Annotated in this window: 23 protein-coding genes; 8 read left to right on the top strand and 15 right to left on the bottom strand. The window is 57.3% G+C overall.

Annotated elements, in window-relative coordinates; translation table 11 throughout:
• Positions 1–28: 28 nt before the first annotated feature.
• The 5 genes from B7364_RS12705 to argH form a co-directional block, all read right to left on the bottom strand.
• On the bottom strand, positions 29–2,170 hold the full coding sequence (locus B7364_RS12705) for a prolyl oligopeptidase family serine peptidase (protein WP_085340415.1): 2,142 nt from the start codon (positions 2,168–2,170) through the stop codon (positions 29–31).
• Between the two features lie 77 nt (positions 2,171–2,247).
• Positions 2,248–2,922, bottom strand: coding sequence for an inner membrane-spanning protein YciB (locus tag B7364_RS12700; protein ID WP_085340414.1), 675 nt, complete (start codon positions 2,920–2,922; stop codon positions 2,248–2,250).
• Positions 2,919–4,193 (bottom strand): diaminopimelate decarboxylase, encoded by a 1,275-nt coding sequence (lysA, locus tag B7364_RS12695; RefSeq protein ID WP_085340413.1) that lies wholly within the window; start codon positions 4,191–4,193, stop codon positions 2,919–2,921. The genes B7364_RS12700 and lysA overlap by 4 nt, the downstream gene beginning before the upstream one ends.
• A gap of 7 nt (positions 4,194–4,200) precedes the next feature.
• Positions 4,201–4,416, bottom strand: a complete 216-nt coding sequence (gene lptM / locus B7364_RS12690) for an LPS translocon maturation chaperone LptM (protein WP_085340412.1) — start codon at positions 4,414–4,416, stop codon at positions 4,201–4,203.
• Between the two features lie 75 nt (positions 4,417–4,491).
• Entirely contained in the window at positions 4,492–5,922 is a 1,431-nt protein-coding gene (gene argH, locus B7364_RS12685; protein ID WP_085340447.1) for an argininosuccinate lyase, read from the bottom strand.
• Here argH and B7364_RS12680 point away from each other — a divergent pair.
• A complete protein-coding gene (locus tag B7364_RS12680) occupies positions 5,921–6,547 on the top strand; it encodes a TlpA family protein disulfide reductase (protein ID WP_157893691.1) in 627 nt (208 codons plus the stop codon). The two genes, argH and B7364_RS12680, sit on opposite strands and share 2 nt — an antisense overlap.
• A 327-nt stretch (positions 6,548–6,874) precedes the next feature.
• On the opposite strand, the gene ccmB is transcribed toward B7364_RS12680, so the two are convergent.
• The 4 genes from ccmB to metX are packed head-to-tail and all read right to left on the bottom strand — an operon-like array spanning position 6,875 to position 9,964.
• Positions 6,875–7,552, bottom strand: coding sequence for a heme exporter protein CcmB (ccmB, locus tag B7364_RS12675; protein ID WP_085340410.1), 678 nt, complete (start codon positions 7,550–7,552; stop codon positions 6,875–6,877).
• Positions 7,549–8,220, bottom strand: coding sequence for a heme ABC exporter ATP-binding protein CcmA (gene ccmA, locus B7364_RS12670; protein ID WP_157893690.1), 672 nt, complete (start codon positions 8,218–8,220; stop codon positions 7,549–7,551). The genes ccmB and ccmA overlap by 4 nt, the downstream gene beginning before the upstream one ends.
• Positions 8,217–8,849, bottom strand: coding sequence for a methionine biosynthesis protein MetW (gene metW, locus B7364_RS12665; RefSeq protein WP_085340408.1), 633 nt, complete (start codon positions 8,847–8,849; stop codon positions 8,217–8,219). Before metW ends, ccmA begins: the two co-directional genes overlap by 4 nt.
• Positions 8,849–9,964, bottom strand: a complete 1,116-nt coding sequence (gene metX, locus B7364_RS12660; protein WP_085340407.1) for a homoserine O-acetyltransferase MetX — start codon at positions 9,962–9,964, stop codon at positions 8,849–8,851. Before metX ends, metW begins: the two co-directional genes overlap by 1 nt.
• 104 nt (positions 9,965–10,068) lie before the next feature.
• Between metX and B7364_RS12655 the strand changes: the two genes are divergently transcribed.
• From B7364_RS12655 to B7364_RS12640, 4 genes are all read left to right on the top strand, one after another.
• Positions 10,069–11,145, top strand: coding sequence for a DUF2855 family protein (locus B7364_RS12655; protein ID WP_085340406.1), 1,077 nt, complete (start codon positions 10,069–10,071; stop codon positions 11,143–11,145).
• Positions 11,146–11,190: 45 nt separating this feature from the next.
• Positions 11,191–11,601, top strand: a complete 411-nt coding sequence (locus tag B7364_RS12650; protein ID WP_085340405.1) for a DUF1499 domain-containing protein — start codon at positions 11,191–11,193, stop codon at positions 11,599–11,601.
• A 22-nt stretch (positions 11,602–11,623) separates the two neighbouring features.
• Positions 11,624–12,601 (top strand): alpha/beta fold hydrolase, encoded by a 978-nt coding sequence (locus B7364_RS12645; RefSeq protein ID WP_157893689.1) that lies wholly within the window; start codon positions 11,624–11,626, stop codon positions 12,599–12,601.
• A 102-nt stretch (positions 12,602–12,703) separates the two neighbouring features.
• Positions 12,704–13,591 carry a response regulator gene (locus B7364_RS12640; protein WP_085340403.1) on the top strand — a complete coding sequence of 296 codons (888 nt, stop codon included), beginning with the start codon at positions 12,704–12,706 and terminating at the stop codon, positions 13,589–13,591.
• On the opposite strand, the gene B7364_RS12635 is transcribed toward B7364_RS12640, so the two are convergent.
• The 3 genes from B7364_RS12635 to B7364_RS12625 are packed head-to-tail and all read right to left on the bottom strand — an operon-like array spanning position 13,588 to position 16,276.
• A complete protein-coding gene (locus B7364_RS12635) occupies positions 13,588–14,580 on the bottom strand; it encodes an NADPH:quinone oxidoreductase family protein (RefSeq protein WP_085340402.1) in 993 nt (330 codons plus the stop codon). The two genes, B7364_RS12640 and B7364_RS12635, sit on opposite strands and share 4 nt — an antisense overlap.
• Entirely contained in the window at positions 14,580–15,617 is a 1,038-nt protein-coding gene (locus B7364_RS12630; protein WP_085340401.1) for an alpha/beta hydrolase, read from the bottom strand. Before B7364_RS12630 ends, B7364_RS12635 begins: the two co-directional genes overlap by 1 nt.
• A complete protein-coding gene (locus B7364_RS12625) occupies positions 15,614–16,276 on the bottom strand; it encodes a TetR/AcrR family transcriptional regulator (RefSeq protein ID WP_085340400.1) in 663 nt (220 codons plus the stop codon). Before B7364_RS12625 ends, B7364_RS12630 begins: the two co-directional genes overlap by 4 nt.
• 141 nt (positions 16,277–16,417) lie before the next feature.
• On the opposite strand from B7364_RS12625, the gene B7364_RS12620 reads away from it, so the two are divergent.
• Positions 16,418–16,810: a thiol-disulfide oxidoreductase DCC family protein gene (locus B7364_RS12620; RefSeq protein ID WP_085340399.1), complete on the top strand. Its 393-nt coding sequence runs from the start codon at positions 16,418–16,420 to the stop codon at positions 16,808–16,810.
• A complete protein-coding gene (locus tag B7364_RS17740) occupies positions 16,797–16,955 on the top strand; it encodes a DUF2256 domain-containing protein (RefSeq protein WP_106407634.1) in 159 nt (52 codons plus the stop codon). The genes B7364_RS12620 and B7364_RS17740 overlap by 14 nt, the downstream gene beginning before the upstream one ends.
• Here B7364_RS17740 and B7364_RS12610 read toward each other — a convergent pair.
• The 3 genes from B7364_RS12610 to B7364_RS12600 form a co-directional block, all read right to left on the bottom strand.
• Positions 16,952–17,902, bottom strand: coding sequence for a DMT family transporter (locus tag B7364_RS12610; RefSeq protein WP_157893688.1), 951 nt, complete (start codon positions 17,900–17,902; stop codon positions 16,952–16,954). The genes B7364_RS17740 and B7364_RS12610 overlap by 4 nt on opposite strands.
• 28 nt (positions 17,903–17,930) lie before the next feature.
• Positions 17,931–20,819: an isoleucine--tRNA ligase gene (gene ileS, locus B7364_RS12605; protein WP_085340397.1), complete on the bottom strand. Its 2,889-nt coding sequence runs from the start codon at positions 20,817–20,819 to the stop codon at positions 17,931–17,933.
• Between the two features lie 202 nt (positions 20,820–21,021).
• Positions 21,022–22,071 carry a hypothetical protein gene (locus B7364_RS12600; protein ID WP_085340396.1) on the bottom strand — a complete coding sequence of 350 codons (1,050 nt, stop codon included), beginning with the start codon at positions 22,069–22,071 and terminating at the stop codon, positions 21,022–21,024.
• A gap of 242 nt (positions 22,072–22,313) precedes the next feature.
• Here B7364_RS12600 and B7364_RS12595 point away from each other — a divergent pair, with 242 nt between their 5' ends.
• Positions 22,314–23,972 carry an alpha-amylase family glycosyl hydrolase gene (locus B7364_RS12595; RefSeq protein ID WP_085340395.1) on the top strand — a complete coding sequence of 553 codons (1,659 nt, stop codon included), beginning with the start codon at positions 22,314–22,316 and terminating at the stop codon, positions 23,970–23,972.
• Positions 23,973–24,087 lie beyond the last annotated feature (115 nt).

The raw sequence follows: 24,087 nt of genomic DNA, 5'->3' as shown, positions 1-24,087 counted from the left end.
CTTGGCCCCTCAGGCCAAGCTTTCTGACCTAATCGACCAATTTCTGCATCAGATAGGTGGCAACCAAAGCCCGCTGCTTGGCGCTTTCCACCAAGTTTGCAGCAGCGGAATGCCCCCCATCAATATTCTCATAATAGAGGAAGGGCATACCAAAGCTTTCCATTTTAGCCGCATATTTGCGCGCATGGCCTGGATGGACGCGGTCGTCCTTTGTCGAGGTCATGAAGAAAGGCTCTGGGAAGGGGCTGCGCTTGACCAGATTCTGATAAGGGCTGAATTTCTCCAACCAAGGCCGTTCAGCGGGCACGTCAGGGTCGCCATATTCATCCACCCACGAGGCACCGGCCAACAGCTTGTGATAGCGTAGCATATCCAAAAGCGGCACTTGGCAGACAACGGCTTGGAACAATTCTGGCCGTTGGGTCATCATCACGCCCATCAAAAGCCCACCGTTTGAGCCACCTTGGATGCCCAAACGACGGGGGCTGGTGATTTTGCGCGCAATCAGATCTTCGGCAACACCAATAAAGTCATCATAAATGACTTGCCGCTTGCCCTTCAGGCCCGCTGTGTGCCAAGCGGGGCCAAACTCGCCACCGCCGCGAATATTGGCCAAGACATAAACACCCCCGCGTTCGAGCCACAACTTGCCATTCATGGCCGAATAATTGGGCAGAAGCGATACTTCAAAGCCGCCATAACCATACAGCAAGGTCGGATTGCTGCCATCCAAGACCAAGCCCTTCTTCGCAATCACGAAATAGGGGATTTTCGTGCCGTCCTTAGAGGTTGCCTCGTGCTGCTTGACTTCAAGGTTGGAGGCCTCAAAGCGGGCGGCTTGGGCCTGCACCGTGGTTGGCTTATCGCTCGGTTTGGCCGCGAATAGGATCGACGGTGGGGTAATGAAGTCATTATAGGAGAAGAAGGCTTCTTCTTGGCGGATGCCCGCGTCCACCACACCGGCTACCCCATTGGTTGGTAGAGCAACCGGCTTAAACGACCAAGCACCCTTGGCGTTTTGGGTGTAATGCCGCACCGCGCTTTTCACATTGGTTGAAAGCGTAACATAGAGGCCGGTCTTGGCCATCGACACATCCTGCAGGGCTTCACGGGGGCCGGGTGCATAGATGGTTGTTGTCGCGATGGGCCCGGTCTTGGATTTCAATGCGGCCAGCGGTGCCGACACAAGGGAACCGGCGGCAATTGCCTTTTTCGCCCCGCGTGGCGTCCAGTCTTCTTGCAGGGTCAGATAGATCTGGCCCGCGCGCAGGCCTTGCAAACTATGCTTGCTGGGCAAGTCCAATTTGGCGACCTTGCCGTCGGCTTCGAGATAATAGGTCTCTGTTGTGAAGAAGGTGGGCGCACGGCTGATGAAATGATGGAAGCGGGTGCCATCATCCATGCGGAAAGCGCTGACCGCCACGTCCTTTTCCGTGCCGCGATAAATTTCCACCGCATCTTCCAGCTTTTGGCCGCGCTTTAAGCGCTTCACGATAAATGCATAGCCGCTTTCGGTCATGGTGCCTGGACCCCAATCGGTGGAGACCAAAAGCGTATCCTTATCAACCCAAACCGCCCCAGATTTTGCTTCGGGAAGTTCAAAACCGCCTTCAACAAAGCTGCGGGTCTTGGCGTCCCATTCGCGCTTGGTGTCGGCATCCTTGCCGCCATTGGATAGTTCCAGCAACAGGCGGGTATTCCAAAGATCATGTGGGTCTAGCGGATTACTGCCCTGATAAACCCAGTTTTTGCCCTCATCTTTAGCCAACTTATCCACGTCCAGCACAGTTTCCCAAGCTGGGCTGCCTAGACGCCACGCCGTAAAGTCGGCACGCCGCCAAATGCCGCGCACATGATTGGTGTCCTGCCAGAAATTGCTGACATAGCCATTGGCATAAGAGCCAAAGGTCAAACGGTCCTTGGCGCGGATGATGTTGAGGGCGTCCTCTTCCAACTTGGCATAGCGTGGGTCCTCCGTCAGCCTCGGCAGGGAACGTGCATTCTGGCTGCGCACCCAAGCCAGCGCCTTTTCGCCTTCGACTTCCTCAAGCCACAAAAAGGGATCTTGGCTCGCCGCATCCGCGGCAGTTTGGGCGAGGGCAGATGTGTTCAACGTCAAAAATCCCAAAGCAGTGGTCGAAATGGCGGCCAAAAGGTTACGGCGGTTCATGTGATCCCCTTTATCTTGTGGGTCACACAAATAACCATTTCTACGATAGGTCAAGACGCAGAATTGTTACCAGAATTTTAGGTTTTGTCTTTGGTGTTCTCGAGCAAGGGCTTGCCGTCGGCATCGGTGAAATATTTGGCCAAAAGCGCAAAGTTTACGATCCAGAAGATCATGTTAATCGCCATGTCGCCCCAGGTATTATAGGTCACCCATGTCGCTAAAGGCTGGGTGCGCCAAACCACTTCATTGATGATCGCAAGGGCGACATACATCAGGCCAGCGCGCAGCGCGAGGGCATGCCAAACGGGCTCAGGCATATTTAAAGCCCCTGAAAACAAAGCCTTCAGCACATTGCGCTTAAACAGGACCGAGCCCAGTAAGATCAAGCCGATCAGGCTATAAACCAAGGTGGGCCGCATCTTGATGAAAATGTCATTCTTCAACCACAGCGCCAGACCCGAAAAAATCCCGATCATCGCAAAGGTGAAAATGCCCATCGGGCTGACGGTGCGCTCCTTCCAATAAGAGAAGGCAAAGCCGGCTATGGCTGCTGGAATGAATAGGACGGTTGCGAACAAGACCGCCTGATCGCCACTGATCGCACGGGCAAATTCGGGTACGCCGTGCTTTTCTGCATGCTGGTAGGACAGGAAGAAGACGACGGCGGGGCCTAAATCACTGACCAGACGGACCCAACTTGCCCCACCCTTTGCAGCAGGGGCCGGTGTAGGCGCAGGTTCTTGCGTGCTCATGTCTTGTTTCCTAGCCAATCGGGGAGGGTTTCCATCCCGAACATTTCTTCATAGGTTTGGCGGGGCCGCACCACCTGCCATTGGTCGCCGCTGACCATGACTTCGGCGGCCAAGGGCCTCGAATTATAGGTCGAGGCCATGGCAAAGCCATAAGCGCCCGTGCTCATAAAGGCCAAGAGCTCACCTGCTGCAATGGCTGGCATGGGCCGCTGTTCGGCAAAAGTGTCGCCCGTCTCGCAAACGGGGCCAACCACATCGAGCGGGGCCAGATTGTCGTGATCGTCGGCCTTTTTGACCGGCAGCATCTGATGATAGGCCTCATAAAGGGCGGGGCGGATCAGATCATTCATCGCCGCATCCACCACCAAGAAGGACTTGCCGCCATTATCCTTCGTCACAATCGCGCGGGAGACAAGCACACCCGCATTGGCGGCGATCATGCGACCGGGCTCAAACTCCAACTCCACGTCCAAATGGCCAACGACGCGCTGTACCATCGCCCCATAGGCGGCAAGGTCCGGCCCTTTGACGGTCTCGTCATAAGTAGCTGCAAGGCCCCCACCAAGGTCCAAGCGGGTGACTTTCAGGCCACGCGCCCGCAGCCGCAACACGCAATCGGCCAGCTTCTGATAGGCTTTTTCCATCGGGGCAAAGTCGATGATCTGGCTGCCAATATGGACCGACAGACCCACAGGCTCGACGCCGGGCAGGCCATCGGCGAGCCCGTAAAGCTCTTCAGCCAACTCAAAGCTGACACCAAACTTATTGTCCGCCTTGCCCGTGGTGATTTTGGCATGCCCGCCTGCGCCGACATCAGGGTTCACGCGGATACAGACGTGCTGCACCTTGCCCATCTGCTCTGCCAGCTTCGCAATTCGGTTCAGCTCGCTGGCGCTTTCAATATTGATTTGCCGCACGCCCACCGAAATCGCATAGGCCAGTTCCTGGTCGGTCTTGCCGACGCCGGCAAACACAATGCCCTCTGGTGGCACGCCCGCGTGCAGCGCGCGACGGATTTCGCCTTCCGACACGGTGTCCGCACCGGCACCCAAAGCCGCCAAAGTCGCGATCACGGCACGATTGGTATTGGCCTTGACCGCATAGCAAATATGGACGGGCAAATCGCCCATCGCGGCTTTGAAGACCCGGTAATGATGCTCCAGCGTCGCGCGCGAATACACATAAACTGGGGTACCAACAGCTTCGGCAATATCTGCCAGTGGCACGTCCTCGGCGTAGAGCGCGCCATCGCGATAATCAAAAAAGCGCATGGCAGGCCTATTGGGGCGAGGGGGAGGGGGATGTGGTCTCGGCCTTTTCAGCCTCTTCGGCTGCCTTCTTTGCTTTTTCTTCTGCCGCCTTCTTTGCTTGCTCTGCCTCATAGGCAGCGCGATCTGGCCCCCACATGGGTGGGGCGGTTTCAAGCGGGCCACTCACGCCACAGGCGCTAAGCAAACCAAGCGCGGCACAAGCGAAGGCGAGGCGGGTTTTCATGGGCGATATCTTTGCAATCAAAATTGGGGAAGAAACACAGCTATAGAGCGAAACGGCCCAGCAATCAAAGGCCGATCACGCATCTAACTGAAGCGCGTGGCGCAAACGCTTTACCTGTTCCAACACCTGTTTGGGTGCCGTCCCTCCGTAAGAATCCCGCGCAGCAACCGAAGCTTCCACCGACAAGAGCGCGATCACAGAAGCATCAATGCGCGGCTCGATTGCTTGGAAGGTCGCCAACGGCACATCGCACAGCTCGGCAATGCCGGCCGCCTCAGCGGCTTTCACCACCGCCCCGGTGACATGATGAGCCTCGCGGAAAGGCATATTGAGAACCCGCACCAGCCAGTCGGCCAGATCCGTCGCGGTGGAATAGCCAAAGGTGGCGGCTTGCCGCATGGCGTCGCGGTTAAAGGTTATGCTCTGCATCATGCCGGCCATCGATCCGACACTCAACATAAAAGCGTCAAAGGATTCAAAGGTCATGGCCTTGTCGTCCTGCAAATCCTTGGCATAGGTGAGCGGCAAGGCCTTGACGATCATCATCAGGCATTGGGCGTTCGAGGCAATACGCGCGGCTTTGGCGCGCACCAGTTCTGCTGCGTCGGGGTTACGCTTCTGCGGCATGATAGAAGAACCGGTCGACCATGCATCTGACAGGCGCGCAAAGCGGAAGTGCGAGGAGGTCCACAGCACAATTTCTTCGGCCAAACGAGATAAATGCACCGCAGCAATCGAGAGCGCATTGAGCGCCTCCATCGCAAAATCGCGACTGGCGACACCATCGAGCGAATTGGCCATTGGCCGGTCAAAGCCAAGCGCGGCCGCCGTCTGCTCGCGATTAATCGGATAGGGTGTTCCTGCCAAAGCGGCAGAGCCTAAGGGCGATTCATTGCTGTGGCTGAGCGCGCTGGCCAGCCGCGCGCGGTCGCGTTGAAACATTTCCACATAGGCCAGAAGATGGTGGCCAAGGGTGACGGGTTGGGCGGTTTGCAAATGGGTAAAGCCCGGCATGATCCAATCGGCGTGGGCTTCGGCTTGAAGCACCAGAATGCGCATCAGACCCAATAGCGCCTCGTCTGCTTCGCCCAACGCCCGACGCACCCACAGGCGAAAGTCGGTCGCCACTTGGTCATTGCGCGACCGACCCGTGTGAAGCCGCTTGCCCGCATCGCCAATCCGCTCGGTCAGGCGGGCTTCAATATTGAGGTGAATATCTTCCAGATCAATGGAGAAAGGAAATTGGCCTGCCGCAATTTCCGCCCCGATTTCATCCAAGCCCGCCTGTATCGCTTGGCCATCTTCCTGCGTAAGAATGCCCGTGGCGGTCAACATTGCAGCATGGGCCTTTGACCCGGCGATGTCCTCGCGCCACATACGTTGATCGACATCGATGGAGGCATTGATCGCCTTCATGGTTTCATCAGGACTGGCTGCAAAGCGACCGCCCCACATTTGTTGGCCTTTGGCAGAAGCGGGCGGGATAAAGGAATCTGAGGACGACATGAGTGAAGAGCAACCTGAGCGCGATGGACCTGTGACAACGGGAAAGCCCAAACGGGCGCAATGGGCGCTGCTTGGGGCTTTGCTGATTGGGATTATTCTTTACGGAGTTTATCGGGCAGTGCCAATCTCCCCAAGTGGGAAGGATTTCGCCTCATTTGCGGCGGGCTCGCTTAAGGGGTTGGAGATCGTTCGAAACCCCGTTCCCCAACCGCCGAACAGTTTTGCAGGCCCAGACGGTGCCCCCACTCAGCTGAGCGCCTTTCACGGCAAGGTGGTTTTGGTCAATCTGTGGGCGACTTGGTGCGCCCCGTGCGTCACCGAAATGCCCACTTTGGCAGGCCTACAAAAAGCCATGGGCGACAAAGACTTCAAGGTGGTCGCCATCAGCGTCGATAAAGCCAATGAAGCCGAAGCCGCAAAAAAAGAATTGGCCGAGCTAAGCCAAGGAAGCCTGACCTTTTATCACGACCCCAAAATGGCCATTGTCTACCCTCTGAAGGCACGCGGCTTTCCAACCTCCATCCTCTATGATCGGCAAGGCAATGAGCTTGCGCGGCTTGCAGGCGAAGCCGATTGGAATAGCCCTGAAGCGCGCGCGCTTATTCAGGCGGCGATGGAGCAGTAGTTGGAGGGTAAGTTCCCATGAGCCTCGAGTTCCCAAACTTGTCATCCCGGACGGCGTAGCCGATCCAGGACCTTATTCCGCAAAATCCGAGGGGGTCCCCGCTCTCCACTTCGTTTCGGCGGGGATGACATTGTTTTGGATGGCTTTTTATTTGGACGCGTTTTTAGTGATCCCTCTGGTACACCAAACCGCTCTGTCTAGCGTGACCCGTCAAATTGCCCACAGACAATCACCAGCGGCCTTTGGTCCAGGCAGGGCCTGCACCAAAGCCTTCCAGACGGAACAGCCCTTCTCCCTCTGGGGGAGAGGGGAGTTCCTGAATCACCCTCAATCCACGTGTAAACGAACGGCCGCCGCCGCTGCAACCGGCGCAAAGGCCAAGGCTGCCAATACAAGTGCACACAAAAACAGAAATGGCTGGCTGAAGAAGTCGCCGCCGGTGGCAAGGGCAGCGGCGGCACTCGCGCCGAAAATCACACTGGGCGCATAAAGGGGCAGGACGACGAGCGCAACCAAGAGGCCACCGCGTCGGATGCTGGCCCCCAAAGCTGCCCCAATCGCACCAATCAGAAACAGACCCAGACTGCCCACCGCCAACTGGGCGCATAGCGGCAAAATCACCGCAGGGTCTACCCGCACCAGAAGCGCAGCAATCGGGCTGACGGCCAGTAAGGGCATGGCCGTGGCCAACCATTGGCCCAAAATTTTGCTTAAAACCTGCAAGCTGTGTGGCACGGGGCTGAGCAGCATCTGGTCGAGCGTGCCGTCTTCCAGATCGGCTTGAAACAAGCGCTCAAGGCTCACGAGACTGGCCAAAGTTAGGGCTAACCACAAATAGCCCGGGCCAATTTTGCCCAAAGTATCGGGCGCTGGGCCCAAGGCAAAGGGCGCCACCATGACCGAGCCTGCAAAGAAGCTGGCCGATAAAAGCGCACCGCCCCCCGCGCCCCAGCCGAGCCGGACTTCACGGGTGAGAATTGCCACACAGGCGCGTGCTAAGCTCATGCAGGCACCCTGGTTTCCAGCGTGCCAAGCGTGAGAAGGCGCGCGGTGACCGTCGGCAGCGGGTCGTGTACGGCGGCCAAGATAATTCCGCCTTGCTTGGCATGCTGATCCAGCAAGGCACCCAGGAAAGTGCGACCTTCTTGATCCAAGGGGGAGGCAGGCTCGTCTAACAGCCAAATGGCACGATCTTCCAGAAGTAAGCGGGCAAGGGCGGCGCGCTTACGCTGGCCTGCTGAAAGCACCCCACCTTGCAAATCGGCTTGTTTGGTAAGGCCAACACGGGCCAAAGTTTCGCCGACCCGTACGCGACTGGCGCCGCACAGATCGGCCCAAAAGCGAAGCTGGTCGATCAGCTTTTCACCTGCTTTGATCGGGTCTTGATGGCCCAGAAAAGAAAGAACTTCGCCCGGCTCTTCTATCTCTGCCCCCTCTGACCCCACCCCCTGTGCGCGCGAAAATGTAATCCGGCCCGCGGCAGGGATGTGAAAGCCTGCAATCGCGCGCAAAAGTGTGGTCTTGCCGCTGCCGTTCGGGCCCTGCAAGGCCAGGATTTCGCCGGGCGTGCAGGTCAGATCAAAGTCCGTCACCAAACGGCGAAAGCCACGCTGGAGGGCAAGCCCTTTGATCTGCAGGCCCACCGCATGCTGTGAACGGGCAGGGGCCGTCACCGGGCAGACATCCCGGCACGCTTTAACACAAAGACTGCTTCTTCTGAGAGCCAATTTAGTAAGTTGGACGTAGCTCGCGATGGCGCGCTGGCTCTTCCCGCGGCAATTCTCGTGACCGATTCCAGATCAAAACCCGATTGCTTCGCCAGATCGTCGAAATCCAACAACGTGCACAAATGCAGGTTCTCGGTCTCATGCCAAGAATCGGGCAGACCTTCAGTGACCGGCATCCGACCACGTAACAACAGCGACAGACGCACTTGCCAAAAGCCGAAATTGGGTAGCGAGACGACAGCTTTCGCCCCAATTCGATGCATCTGCTTGAGGACCATTTCGGGTTTGCGTGTGGCTTGAATGGTGCGCGAGAGCACAACAATGTCAAAGGAATCATCGGGATAGAGCGCAAGGTCTAGGTCTGCGTCGCCTTGCACCACCGAAAGGCCCTTGGCCACACAGGCATTCACACCGGCTTGGCTTAACTCCATGCCGCGCACGATGGCGTTGCGCTCGTGCTTCAAGCGTTGCAGCAAAACGCCATCTCCACAGCCAACATCGAGTACGCGAGCACCTTGGGGCACGGCATTGAGAATGATTTCGTGATCAGCGCGGGTCGAGATAGCCTTCATCATCACAAGCCCTGATCTACGGCACTGGCAGCCAGAAAGCCTGCCATGGCTTCGTGGAATTGCGGCTCATCGAGTAGGAAGGCGTCGTGGCCCTTATCGGTTTCCACTTCAAAGGCGGAAACCTCCACACCTGCCCCGATCATCGCACGGGTGATGTGGCGGCTGTCGGCTGGGGGATAGTGCCAGTCAGACGAGAAGGACACGACACAGGCCCGACCTTTGAAGGCTGTGAAGGCATCGCTCAGCCGCCCATTAAAACCTGCTGCCAAGTCAAAATAATCCATGGCTCGCGTGATATAGAGATAGGAATTGGCATCAAAGCGGTCGACAAAGCGGCTGCCCTGATAGCGCAAATAGCTCTCAATTTGGAAATCGGCGTCAAAGCCAAAGGCGACTTCATTGCGGTCTTGCAGCCTACGGCCAAATTTGCGGTGCAAGGCTGCATCCGACAGATAGGTGATATGTGCTGCCATGCGCGCCACCGACAGGCCCTTGACCGGCTTGGTGCCCTTGATCTGATAGGCTCCGCCTTGCCAATCAGGATCTGCCATCACGGCTTGTCGACCCACTTCATGGAAGGCGATGTTCTGGGCAGAATGACGCGCGGCAGAGGCGATTGGCATGGCAGCGCCCACGCGGTCAGGACGGCTCGCGATCCATTCCAACACCTGCATGCCACCCATCGAGCCGCCAATCACGGCAAACAGGCGGTCTATCCCCAAATGGTCGATAAGAGCCGCTTGTGCGCGCACCATGTCGGCAATGGTAATGACGGGGAAGGACAGGCCGTAAGGCTGGCCGTCTGGCCCGAAGGAGGCTGGACCCGATGTTCCCATGCAGCCGCCTAAAACATTGGAGCAGATGACGAAATAACGATTGGTGTCGATGATTTGGCCTGGCCCTACCAAATTCGCCCACCAAGCGGGCTGACCGGTCACCGGATTGGGTCCAGCCACAAATTGGTCGCCGGTCAAAGCATGACAAATGAGCACCGCGTTGGATTTGGTGGCATTGAGCGCACCCCAGGTCTCATAGCCAATTTCCAGAGGCGACAAGATCGCGCCGCTGTCTAAAGGCAGGCCAATGTCCAAACGAAGAATTTGCAAAGCGGAAGTCATGATGACAAGCCGATAGACGGACTTTAAGGAATGGTCGAGGGGCCTCGCACTTTTGATCCAGTCCGTGCAAGGTGCCCAAACAAAGATTTTAGGGAGTTACGTCCATGAGCGTCAATCAATTCGTGCTGGAAATGGGTCGTCAATCGTTTCGCGACATGCAGCTGACGGCACAAAGCCAAGACGATTTGGCCGAAGGCGAAGCCATTCTTGCCATTTCCCGTTTCTCCTTGACGGCCAATAATGTGACCTATGCGATGTTCGGCGATGGCATGAAATACTGGAACTTCTTTCCAGCCAGCAGCGCCGGTTTCGGCCGCGTGCCAGTTTGGGGGTTTGCCGATGTGATCGCGTCGAAAGCTGAAGGGGTGGCGGTGGGCACCCGCGTTTATGGCTATTTCCCCATGGCCAACACGCTGAAAGTTCAGCCCGTCAAAGTCAGTGCTGCGGGCTTCCGCGATGGGGCGGCGCATCGGCAGGAAATGGCGGCTGCCTATAATCATTATAGCGTCGTCCAGCCTCACGATGGCGAGACCGAAGGCCGGGTAGCCCTTTTAAAGCCCCTCTTTATGACAGGCTTTTTACTGGATGATTGGATTGCTGATGAGCGGCATTGGGGCAGCGCCTATGTGATTTCTTCCAGTGCGTCCAGCAAAACCGCTTTGTCGATGAATGCCTGTTTGAAGCGCCGAGGCGGCGTGAAATTGATCGGCCTCACCTCGGCCCGATCCAAGGCCTTTGTCGAGGGAACTGGCTATTATGATCTGGTAGTGACCTATGACAATTTAGCCGATTTGCCACCTGAAGCGTCTGTCTATGTGGACTTTGCGGGCGATCCTGCGCTGACGGCTGGTGTGCACACCAAACTGGGTGACCTCTTGCAGCAATCCATCATAGTAGGCGGCGCGCATTGGGATGCCGAGCGTACAGCGGCCCCAGCCGCTTTGCCCGGTCCCAAACCGCAATTCTTCTTTGCCCCGGCGCATATGGCACGCCTCAGCGCGGCTTGGGGTGGGGCAGAGTTTAATCGCGCGGTGGATGCAGCCTTTGACCGCTTTGCCCATGAATCGCGGGCTTGGCTGGATGTGGTTGAGGCACACGGCTTTGACGCGGCCCAATCGGCTTGGCGGCGGCTCTTAGATAATGAAGTTTCCGCCAAAGAGGGCCTTGTCATTACCCTCTAATCAACCCAACCTGCGCGCCTAATTTGGCCCCTTAAGGAAGCCCTCATGATCAAAGATTTTCCGCTCGACTTTGCCCGCTTCAAGAAAATCTGGAAGCCCAATCAATGCTTGGCGCTGCCGGTGGGCTTTCAGGCTGCTGAAACACCTGATCTGCAATCCGGCGTGTTCCAAGCCAGTGTATCCCAAGTGCGCGAAGCGTGGCTGGAGATCGCGCGCAGCCAGTCGCGTGTGTCCGACATTCGCGAGGAAGAAGGCCAGATCGAGGCGGTGCAGCGGACGGCGCTGGTTGGTTTTCCCGATTGGATTACTTCTATGCCGGTTGATTTGGGCGACGGCAAAGCCTCCATCTGTGTGTTCTCCCGCTCAAAATACGGCATTCGCGACATGGGTGTGAATGAAAAGCGCGTTCGCCTATGGCTGTCGCTCTTGGCGCAAAAACTGCCATCCGCGGGCTAAACAAGCGGTGAAAAGATTAGCTTTGACAATTCTGCGCTGGATCGGCCTCGTCTTCTTGGCGAGCGTTTTGGCCTGGACAGGAACGGGGTTAGCCATGGCAGCTGGGGGCTGGAAGAACCCGCCTCGCGGGGTTTTTATTGAGGTTGAGGGCCGCAAGCAGCGTTTGGTCTGTGAAGGCGAGGCCCGACCTGGCGAGCCCACCATCATCTTTGAATCCGGCGCTTATTCGGCGGCTGCGGACTGGGGGTATCTTCAGCCCGAAGTGGCCAAGACAAGCCGAACCTGTTCCTATGACCGGGCAGGGATGGGTTGGTCTGAGCCCTCCAAAGCTCCGCGCGATCCGGCAACTTTGGCGCGTGAACTTAAAGCTTTGTTGGATGCAGCAGGCGAGGAGGGGCCATACATTCTGGTGGGTCATTCGATGGCTGGCCTGTTGACGCGGGCCTATCTCAGCCAATACCCGCAAGATGTGGTCGGGCTTGTCCTCATCGATGCTGCCGACCCTAGCGCGATTTCGATTCCGGAGGCGCAAGTCTGGATTAGGCGCTATCAAAGACTTGCCCGCGTGGGTGCAGGCTTTGCCCAGTTCGGCCTTGTGAAGCCCTTGGCACCCTTCTACGCCAATCGCATCGGCCTCAGCGGTGTTCCCTTGAAGGAGAAGCGTCGCATGTTTGGCGCACCCTCGCACATGCGCGCCTCAGCAGCTGAAATTGCCGCAACGATTGATGGCGCAGCGGCGGCGCTGGCGGCTGATCCCTATTTGAAGAACATTCCCGTTGCTACCCTAACTGCTGGCCCCGTGACCCCCGATCGTAGCGCGTGGAAAGAGGCCCAGGCGCGACCGGCACGCCTGTCTGCGCGCGGATCGTCGATCAATGTTGAAGCTGCCAATCACACGACCATCCTCGGCCCGATTTATGGCCAAGCCGTGCTGGATGCAATTGCACGTGTGAAGCGCGACGCGGTTGCAGATTTGAGCAAATCAGCAGATCGACCCTAGGTGTGTTTCTCGCAGTAACGGGTGAGAAACGTGCTGCCTTTGGTAAGGCGATCTTAACCTCAAACAGGCTAGTTTGGGGGCTGATTTTTAGGAAATTCGCGCGTGCCGGTCAAACAAAGGACTCCACAACGACTCGATTTGTCTGCGTTGTCGATTCTTGTCGTCGATGATCAGCCGTTTTTTCGCGTGTTATTGACCGAGATTTTGCGCAATTTAGGCGTGCGCAGTGTGTCGGTCGCCGTCGATGGCGAGGACGGGCTTGATGCGTTTGACTCCGTTCGTCCCGATGTCCTCATCACCGATTGGATGATGCCCAATATTGATGGGATCGAGCTAACACGGCGTATCCGTGCCTCTGAAGATCAGACGCTGAAAGTAACCCCGATCATTTTGGTCACCGCCAATAATCGCAAAAGCCAGATCGAATTTGCCCGCAATTCCGGCGTCGATGAGTTCATCCTAAAGCCCGTTTCGGTGAAGTCGGTTTGTGATCGCCTGCGCGAAGTGATCGAGCGGCCACGCAACTTCATTGACGATCCAGGCTATTCAGGCCCCTGTCGTCGCCGCCGCGCCGAACCCAGCTTTAAAGGGCCCTATCGTCGGTTTGACGACCCACTCGAAATTGCAACCGAGGAAGAAATGATTGAATCCATGCGTTCGATCATGAACCTTGCGGTCGCTAGAATTGGTTTACTTCTCAATGCCTTGCGTGATGGGCGCACAGATGTCCTTGCGCAAATGATGCGGGCAGTCAGCGAAGTGCACTCGATCGCGGACGAGATCCAAGACTTCCATGTCTCACGGGTTGCGCAGCTCTTGCGGACCTATCTTACAAGGTGCAGCAGCCCCGAAGCCGTACGACCCGATGTGATTCAAACCCATTTGAACGCGATTGATGTCTTGTTCAAGACGCCCAATCTGCAGATCCGCATGCGCGATCAAGTGGTTAGCGGACTGGAAGAAGTGGTCGCCAAAGTCGGCGTCGCTTAGCCAGCTTGCCAGTATTCCGGGACGATCACTGCTTTCCCGACAAGCTGTCGCGACACCATGAGATCAAACGCAGCGCGGACGTCTGTCAGGCCGAATACAGCCCCCACATGCGGCTTTAAGCTGCCACTGGCCACCAGATCATACACAGCTTGCACATTTTCGCGCCCTCGCTCAGGGAATTGGCGGCCATATTCGCCCGCCCGCACACCCATAACCGAAAAACCCTTGATCAGAGGCATATTGACCGACACCGTTGGAATCCGGCCACTCGTAAAGCCAATGACCAACAAGCGGCCATCAAAAGCCATACAGCGCACGCTTTCATCAAAGACATCGCCACCCACGGGGTCAAACACCACATCGGCCCCGCGTCCACCTGAAATCGCCTTGACCGCCTCTCGAAACCCATCCTGCACCAACACGGTGTGTTCCACGCCCAAGGCACGCAAGGCATGTAACTTGGTCGATGAGCCTGAGGTCGCGATGACACGTGCCCCCATATGCAGGCCCAATTGAACTGCCGCGAGCCCCACCCCACCTGCTGCGCCATGTACCAACAGGGTCTCACCTGCTTGCAGATTAGCCCGCCTCACTAAAGCGACATAAGCGGTTAGATAAGCGGCCTGAAAGGCTGCTGCTTCTTCCCAACTCAAATTGGGCGGCTTTTTCTGAATGGCGTGGGTTGGCAGGACTACAAATTCGGCAAAACCACCCAAACGGGCCCCGCCAACTACTTCATCGCCAATGGCCCAATCCGTCACGCCCTCACCAAGGGCGACAATCTCGCCGGCACAATCAAGGCCCGGCACAAAGGGTGGGTCAGGCTTGAATTGATATTTGCCCTGACACATCAAGATGTCTGGGAAATTGACGCTGGTGGCCCGAACTGCGATCAGGACTTCGCCCGCCCGCGGCTCTGGTATGGCGCGCTCCGCTAGGCCTGTGCCCGACAAATCATCGGTAATGGCATGGCACACAAAGGCCCGCATTACCCACCCATGGCGCGATAGGCGCGCGCGGCAATTGCCGCAATCTCCCGACATGCCCGATCGGCAGCAGGCACGGCCCCCGTGTAAGCCGTAAAGCCATGGGCGAGGCTGTCATAGCAGTGATAATGCACCTTAACATCGGCCGCTTCTAACGCCTCGGCATAGGCTTTTCCTTGATCGCGCAGGGGGTCGTGACCGGCAGTGATGACAATCGCCGGGGCCAGTCCTACAAGGCTTGGGGCCAGAGCGGGTGAGACCCGCAAATCTGCGCCCAAATTAGGATCAGGCAGGTAATTGGCCATAAACCACGCCATAATCTCAGCGGTCAGCGGATAAGCATCGGCGCAGGATTGCATCGAGCCATCGGTGGCAAGGATGGTGGTGGCAGGATAGATCAGAAGCTGCAGGAAGGGCTGTGCCAACTCGCGCCTTTGCATCTCTTGGGCCAAGATCGCGCTAAAATTCCCGCCCATAGAATCGCCGCCCACAGCGGCAAGTCCGGCTGGGGCACCAAATTCGGCTGCATGCTCGCGCGCCCAAAGATAGGAATCGATGGCGTCATTCAGGCCGGCTGGCCAAGGATGTTCGGGCGCAAGGCGATAATCGACCGACAAGACCGGGCACCCAATTGTTTTGGCAAGAATCGAGCAAAAGGCGTGGCAGGTTTCAAGACTGCCCACCACACCGCCACCAAAATGATAAAAGACAAACAAGGGCGCCTGTGGGTTTTGGTTGGACGGGCGATAGCTGCGGGCCTGGATCGTGCGGCCTTCCAGCTCAAGTTGGCGGTCTTGGCAGCTTACCCCGGGTTCCAACGGGCCGCCAAACAGCATGGTTAGAATTTCGGTTCCCTGCCGAGCAAATTCCGGGGTCAGTACTGGCGGCGCGCCCCGCTTTGCGACGCTATAGGCGATGAATTGAAAGCGCGCATCCAAAGTCCGGCCATCGCGCACGACTGGTTTGCCGCCGGCCATGGAGACCAGAAGTGGGTCCGGTAATTTTAACAACAAATTGACGATGGTTTTTTGAAGGCTCATGCTTGCATCTCGCTTTGAACGCGCTGAGATCCGCCCAGCACAAAATAGGCAGCAAAACGGGCTGCAGCCGGAATATCCTTGATCCGGCCCCGTAGCAGGCGGTCACCAATTTCTTGCGCAATACCAACACACGAAGCGGTCAAAAGTTCAGGGTCGACATGGTCTAGCTTGAACTCGGTGGCAAAGGCGATGATGTCGGCCTTCAATTCGTCAAACAGGGCGAGGCTTTCTGGCGTGTCAAAGCGGACGCGGGTCCATTCTGGCATGGCTGCCATTTCGCGATCAACGGATTGATCGTTCATAAGAAAATTGAAGTAAGCCTCAAAGGCGGTGATCATAAAGGCTTGAAAGTCTTGCCCCGCGCTTTCCCGGGCGGCCCGCAGCAAGGGCTTAAAGCGCGCAACGCCATCATCGTGGAGTGCGTGGAAAACTTCTTCCTTGGATTTGAAATAATTATAAAAGGTGCCCGAGGCGAGTTCGGTGCGGCGAATGATGTCGCGCACGGTGGTCCCTTCATAGCCCAGTTCTGCAAAAATCTGCCGTCCGGCTTCAAGAATGGCCGCCCGATTGGCCAGCTTGGTTTGCTCGCGCTTACCTGCTTGGTTGCCTTCACGGCTCTCCGCCCTATCCTTCTGGGTGGATACGGAAGTGGATTTCATGGCTCTTAGCACCTGCACCGGGATGAATCTCTATTCTTGGGGGTACCAAATGCACCTAGTTGCAACAGCTTGGCGAAAAGCTGACAGCGCGTCAACATCGTATCCGGGCTGCGACTGTTATCTGTCGGGTGTGCCCTGCCGATGAGCCAGCTTGCGCCCAATGGGCAAAAAACACCCCGCGTCACAATCTGGTTTGATGGTGATTGCCCCTTGTGTCGCGCCGAGATCGCGCTTTACCAAAAGCTTGATCGAAAGGCTGGCCGTGTGGCCTTTGTGGATTTAACCGGCGATGGCACCTGCCCCCTCAATCGAGCCGATATGCTCGCCCGCTTTCATGCCCAAGAGGGCGGTGGACCCGTGATCTCGGGCGCGAAGGCTTTTGCCGCCATGTGGAAGCAAGTCACGCCGTTTCAGCCCTTGGGCTATCTGGCGCAATTACCGATCATTCTGCCTTTTCTGGATTGGCTCTATGATCAGTTTTTGAAAGTGCGCCCCCGTTTGCAAACCATCATGGTGGCCCGTGAAAAACGCTAAAGGTAAAGTCGTTGCCAAAGCCAATCTGCCTGACAAGCCGTGCAAGGCCTGCGGCAGACCCTTTTCATGGCGCAAAAAATGGGCGCGTGATTGGGATCAGGTGCTTTATTGCAGCGACAAATGCCGGATGCGCGCGAAAACCTAACGCGCGCCTTGGCGTTGAACCAACCACACACCGAACAATAGGATCGCCAAGGCAGCAAAGGTCGTTGCGGGTAGGGCCTCGCCAAAGGCCAAGGCACCAACAAGGATAGACCAGAATGGTGCCAAATTGCCCACATTGGACATGAAGACCGGTCCAACGCGGCGGATGGTTACGACATAAACGAGGTTGGCAACCCCGGTTGATAAGATCCCAAGGCCCAAAATGGCGAGGATGTGACGGACCTCAAGATGTATGCCTCCCGCCGGCCAGTCATGCATGGCAAGCGGCAAGGATAGGATGGCGGCTACCAGCACAAAGCCACAGCTCATCGCGACAGGGTTCAAATTGGGATTGACCATGCGCACCATCACGCTGGTAGAGCCATAAAGGACGGCTGCGACCAGCAGGAGAAGTTGGGAGACAACGGGCGTCGCCCCAATTCCATGGTCTGACAGGGCAGGGGCAAACAGCAGGCAAACCCCTAGAAAGCCCACCCCGACGCCAACCGCGCGCTTTAGGTTCAAACGCTCACTCGGCACCAGAAAATGGCAGAGGATGGCGACGGTCAGCGGGGCTGCGGCAATATAAATCGCCGCCAAAGCTGAAGGCACTGTCTTTTGCGCAATAGAAATCAATAAGAAAGGCAGAAGCGTGCCGGTAGCCCCAATCAAGGTCAGCACGCCCCACGTCTTATAATCGCCTAATCGGGGCAAGCGCGCCCGCATGCCGATACAGCCAAGGCCCAAGACGAATGCGCCAATGCAAAGCCGACAGGCCACCAGAACCGACGGGGGCACGACCTCAACACCGATATGGGTGCCTGCATAGGCAGAGCCCCACAAAATGACCAAAATGGCCAAAAGGCTCCAGTCAAGCAGGCCTGGGCGGGAAGGGCTGGTAGGTGACGACACAGGCATGGGCGTGCCACGCCCCGCGCAGGTGCGCAAGGCCTGTCCTCACTCTGAAACGCATCTCTTAGGCGGGATTGGCTTGGTCCCACGCCATCACGGCCCGCGCATCCCGGGGGGTGATGTCGGGGAAGCCGGGCAAAGCGGTTGCAGGGTCAAAGAACTTCCAACTGCGGGCGCATTTGATGCCGGGGGCGCGTTCGAACACAACGGCCACGCCCGTCACGTCTTCAAGGCGGAAAGCCTCTGCTGGCCCCTCGCCATTGCGAAGCTCTAACCCCGAGGTGATGCACAATTCGGCCAAATCTTCCTGCCCGATGGCAGCGCGAATGGCATCATCGGTGACGTAGACGACAGGGGCAGCCTCTAGCGAGGAGCCAATCGTCTTTTCCCGGCGCTGAACTTCCAAAGCCCCTGTCACAACCCGGCGCAAGTCGCGCAAATGGCCCATGCGGGTGGCCAGAGCCGTATCCTGCCATTCTTTTGGATCCTCTTGGAGGACACGCAAATGGATCGAATCGGCGTCAGGAAAACGCGTGCCCCAGGCCTCTTCAGTGGTGAAAGGCAGGATAGGGGCCAGCCACAACAGCATGCGTTCAAACAACAGATCCAGCACAGTTTGGCTGGCCCGGCGGCGCACACTGTCCAATTCATCGCAATAAAGCGCATCCTTGCGCACATCGACATAAAGGGCTGACACATCAAGATTGGCAAAATCGCTAACTGCCGACAAAGCCCGCTTGAAGTCATAATCCATCCAAGCCGCGCGCACTTCTTTGCCGACCTCATAGGCGCGCCCCAACAGCCACTTTTCCAACAGCGGCATGTCGGCATAAGCGACCGCCGTGTCGGGGGTGAAATCCTTCAAGCTTGCCAGCATGTAGCGCAATGTATTGCGCAGCTTACGATAGGTTTCGCTTGCTTGATCCAGAATGGTTTTGCCCAGAGCCAATTCATTGGTGTAGTCGGCGGCTGCAAATAACAGACGCAGGATTTCCATGCCGTTCTGGCGCAAGACATCGTCAAGCTCGATGCCATTACCCAAGCTCTTGGACATTTTGCGGCCTTGCTCGTCCACAATCATGCCATGGGTGCGCACCGCTTTATAAGGCGCTTTGCCGCGGGTCGAGCAGCTTTCGAGTAGCGAGGATTGGAACCAGCCGCGATGCTGGTCAGAGCCTTCAAGATACAGGTCAGCTTGGGTCTCTTCGCCATAGCGCTTGCGCGTGACAAAGGCATGGGTGCAGCCGGAGTCAAACCAAACGTCGAGAATGTCTTCAACTTTCTCATAGTCGGCTGGATCATAGGCATCGCCTAAGAAGAATTTCGCATCATTGGTGAACCAAGCGTCTGCTCCACCGGTGCGCATCGCCGCCAAAATGCGGGCATTGACCGCCTCATCTTGCAGGATTTGGCCGGTATCCTTGTGCACAAACATCACCAGCGGAACGCCCCAGGCGCGCTGGCGGCTGATCAACCAGTCTGGCCGTTCACTCACCATGGCCGTGATGCGGTTAGAGCCTGCCTCATTGCCCCAATCGGTAGCAGCAATCTCTGCCATCGCCACGTCGCGCAAGGTCTTGCCACCCAGATGGGGGACGGGCTTGTCCATGGCGATGAACCATTGCGGCGTGTTGCGATAGATGAGGGGGGCTTTCGAGCGCCAGGAATGGGGATATTGGTGGGTGAGGCGGCCGCGCGCCAAAAGCCCGCCCGCTTCGATTAAGGCGGCGATCACCGCCCCATTGGCAGGGCCTTCTTTACCGGCCTTTTTGCCTTCAAGCTCCAGAACCGCCAAGCCCTCAAAGCCTGGTGCCTCTTTGGTATAGCGGCCATCGGCATCAACGGTGAAAGGGATATCGGCTTGGGGCAGGCCAGACTTCATCCAAACCAGATAATCGTCGGTCCCGTGGCTGGGCGCGGTATGGACAAAGCCCGTCCCTGCTTCATCGGTCACATGGTCGCCAGAAAGGAGGGGGACGTCAAAGTCATAGCCCTTGCCGCGCAAGGGGTGGGCGCACGTGGCTGTTGACGGATCAAAGTCCGCAACGCGCGTGGCGGTGGCAATCTTGGCCGCGCCAAAGACATCATCCTTCAGCTTATCTGCCACAACAAGGCGGTCGCCGGGGGCTGCCCAAGGTTCAAACGCGAGATCGGCCTCCATGGCTTCAACTTCATAGACCCCATAGGCAATATCGGGCGAAAAACTCACGGCGCGATTGCCCGGAATGGTCCAAGGTGTGGTGGTCCAGATGATGAGGCTCGCACCCGTCGCAGGGCCCGTCAGGATTGGAAACTTAACCCAGATGGTCGGGCTGACCTTTTCTTGATACTCAACTTCGGCTTCAGCCAGCGACGTACGCTCTACCGGGCTCCACATCACGGGCTTGGAACCGCGGAAGACGAGGCCGGTTTTGACGACTTTCAAAAACTCTTCAGCGATCGTGGCCTCGGCTTCATAATCCATCGTAAGGTAAGGATTGGCGAAATTGGCCATCAGGCCCATGCGCTGGCGCTCACCGCTTTGGATATCGACCCATTTTTGTGCATAGACACGGCAGGCGGCGCGGAATTCCGCCGCTGGCACTTCATCCTTTTTGCGGCCTTTGGCGCGAAACTCTTCTTCGACTTTCCACTCAATCGGTAGACCATGGCAGTCCCAGCCGGGCACAAAGTCGGCGTCAAAGCCCAGAACTTGGCGTGAGCGGCAGACAAAGTCCTTCAGACTATTATTCAACGAGTGCCCAATGTGAGAGTTGCCGTTCGCATAGGGAGGGCCGTCATGATAGACAAAGCGCGTGCGTCCGGCGCTGGCTTTGCGCTGGCGGCCATAAAGGTCTTCTGCCTGCCATTTTGCGACAAATTGCGGCTCCTTTTGCGGCAGGCCTGCGCGCATCGGGAAAGGGGTGTCGGGCAAGAAGATGGTGGGGCGATAGTCGCGTGGTTCTGAGGTCATCGGTTTGGTCTTTATCTAAGCGCGCTGCGTGGTTTCACGCCACGCGTGTCATGACTTGATTTTGTGGCGATGTCTTCCCGGCACGCGGAATCGAAGTCAGCGGCGTGCCGGGCTGATAATTCGAAACAGGGACAAAAGGGCGTGGGCGATGCTCATGGCGGGCCTCATAGCCCAGTTAAGCGCCCTTGTTAAGGCAAGCCTGTCATACGACTGGCAGTTGCGTGCTATTGGCCAGAATGACGGTGACCTTTGCGCGGCCCTTAAACTTTCCATCCTTCAAAAAGCGCGCCCAAGGCCCGGTGTGGCCCTCTTGGGGCGTATAGCGCCCTGCCACCACCAAACAGCCCTCCGAGGAAAAGCGGTCATAAGGCTCAAGCAGTGGGGTCTCCGCACAATGAATATTATCGTCCGTCGTGGTGGAAACACTTGCCCCCTGCATCCCAGACGGGGTCGTCGCGCGCAACACTTTGAGCGCCCCAGCGCCCCCGCCAGCCCCATTTTGGCGTAGCGCGCCGATAATGGAGAAGGGAAAGCCATATTTCTTATAATTGGAGTGCGAACCCGGTACATAGTCAAAAACCCCGGGCAACAGCATATTGGCCGCCTGCACGCCAAGTGCGGACGACACAATCGCCGTCCGGTTTGGCACGGTCGAGGCCGCATAGGTCGACAATTGCTTGGTTTCTGGGTCCCAGATGCCAATGGTGCAGCAGAAGTTCAAATGGTCCGGCGGCACCACCGTCAAGCGGTGGCCGGAGGCAAATGGATTGATCTGTCGGTCCGAAGCGGCACCGCGTATGGCAAAAACCACAGGGCCCGGGGCCAATTCTCGGTCTCCGACCACTTCGCGCAGGACCGCATCTGTCACATCGACGCCCGTACCGGCCCGTGCGGCAAAGCCCGGCTCGCTCAAGGGGCGGACTGCAAGCCACTTATCCGGCGTGACCACTTCGGCCAATTGCGGTTTGCGCCAGACAAGGCCTGTCCCGCGGGCAATTGCATCTTCCGGGCTCTCCCGCACGGTCGGGTCCTTAATCAGGCCTTCACGGATCGAGGATTTAGGGGGGACTGCTTTCACACCTTCCGCCTTGGGTGGGGGAGGGGCGGATGCAGGCGGCGGCGCAGCAGGGGCAGGTTCTGGGTTTGGCAGATCCTCGAGGGTCACTTTACGGCGCGAAAACCACGTCCAAATGCCAAAGCCAGTAGCCAAGCCAAGGCCTGTACCACCCAAAATCATCCAGCGCCGGTTCATCGTGACAATCCCCTCGGGGTCATTCCAAGCCTCTTGCGTCCCGCGATCTATTTACCTGCCTTGCCTGTTCAATCCATCTGAATTCAAAGCTAAGTTTGCATCACACGGACCGGCAGATTACCTCTAAACTCTGCTCTAGGCCTATTTGTGGCAAGGGTCGAGCCGCATCTCACACCCTTGCATTTTCGCGACACTCCGGCAGTATGTAGTAAAACAACAAGAGACTGAGGGGAGGTCGCCTCATGACGACGAATCGCTGGAAGCTGCGGCTGCAGGCAGGGGCCTGTGCGGTGGGTGCCCTGCTTGTCAGCACATGGGCTTTGGCACAAGCCCCAAATGCCTCGCAACAAAAGGAACGCCCGAAAGTGTCTGAACCCATATCGTTCGCCAATCCCCATGATTTGGCGCTCGCGCCCAAGCTCGCCGCACGTGAAGCCGATTGGCGGATTGGTCCAGTGGTCTATCAGGTGATTGTGGATCGGTTTGCGCCCTCGCGAAATCTAGATGCCAAGCGTGCGCTTTATGCGGCACCGCGAACCCTGCATCCGTGGTCAAATCTACCCAAGCGCGGAAAACTCTTGCCCGAACAGGGGCTTTGGACCCACGAGCTTGATTTCTGGGGTGGCGATCTCGACAGTCTGGCCAGCAAACTTGACTATATCAAAAGTCTCGATGTCGATGTCCTCTATTTGGGGCCGATCCACGATGCTTTCACCAATCACAAGTATGACGCCAATGATTATTTCAAAGTCTCACCCGAATATGGCACGCGGGAGGATGTGAAGAAATTGGCTGCTAGCCTGCATGACAAGGGCATGCGGCTGGTGCTCGATGGCGTTTTGAACCATATGGGCCGCAATTCGCCCCACTTCCAAGACGCATTGAAAAACCCCAAAAGCCCCTATCGCGATTGGTATTTCATCGGCCCAGAATATAAGATGGGCTATCGCGGCTGGTGGGATATTGCCAATCTGCCCGACGTCAAATGGGAAACCCCTGCGGTCCAAGCGCGCCTGTTTGGCGATCCAGATTCGGTAATCCAAGGCTGGCTGCGCGATGGCGTGGATGGCTGGCGGCTCGATGTCGCTTATGACATTGGCTTTAAATTCTTGGGCGATGCCACCAAGGCGGCGCACCGTGCAAAACCCGGATCGCTCATGCTGGGCGAGATTTATAATTATCCTGAACAATGGCTGGGGCCGATGGACGGGATGTTGAACATCACCGCGGGCGAAGTGATTTATGAATTGGTCGATGGCAAGGTTTCAGGCCGCCAAGCTGGCTCCATCCTCGAACGCATGGTCGAGGACAGCGATTATGAAGGTCTGTTACGTTCATGGATCGTGCTCGACAATCATGATCGGCCGCGCTTGGCCAATCGCTTGCCCGATCTGGCCAATCGGCGGATGGCGCAAGTGCTTCAATTCACCCTACCAGGCTCGCCCAACCTCTATTATGGCGTCGAGGTGGGTCTTGAGGGGGCCGATGACCCGATGAACCGCGCGCCGATGGATTGGTCGAAAGCCAATGACAGCCATCCAGAATTTGTCTGGCTGCGGCAATTGACCCGATTGCGCAAGGAAATGCGTGCCCTCCGCATGGGTGAGTTCCGTCGTCTCGACACCGAAACCATTCTGGCGTTTACCCGCTATACCGACAAAGTGAGTGAATTGGCGGTGGTGCTGGTCAATCCAACCGATGCGCCAGTCTCGGAATTCATCTCGGTGCGCGATTCAAAACTGATGAATAATGAGGCGCTGAAGGACGTCTTCACTGGCTATCAGACCCGTATGCGCGCCGGCCTCATCCGCGTCGAAGTCCCCGCCAACACGGCGATGGTCCTGCGCCCCGTGCTCCAAGATCCCACCAAGGAGTATACGGCGTATAAGAGGGTGCAGTAGGGGCCAGCTTGTCTTGTGCTTCGATGCGCTTTCACATGGGGCCTTGTGTAGCAAAGCCCCTTTGTCGGCGTAGAGTCATCCCGGACGGCGCAGCCGATCCGGGATCATTTTCCCC

Origin of the sequence: Aquidulcibacter paucihalophilus (assembly GCF_002105465.1) — a bacterium.
Lineage (GTDB): Bacteria > Pseudomonadota > Alphaproteobacteria > Caulobacterales > Aquidulcibacteraceae > Aquidulcibacter > Aquidulcibacter paucihalophilus.
Note: the sequence above shows the minus strand (reverse complement) of the source record. Positions and strands in the feature narration are given on the sequence as shown.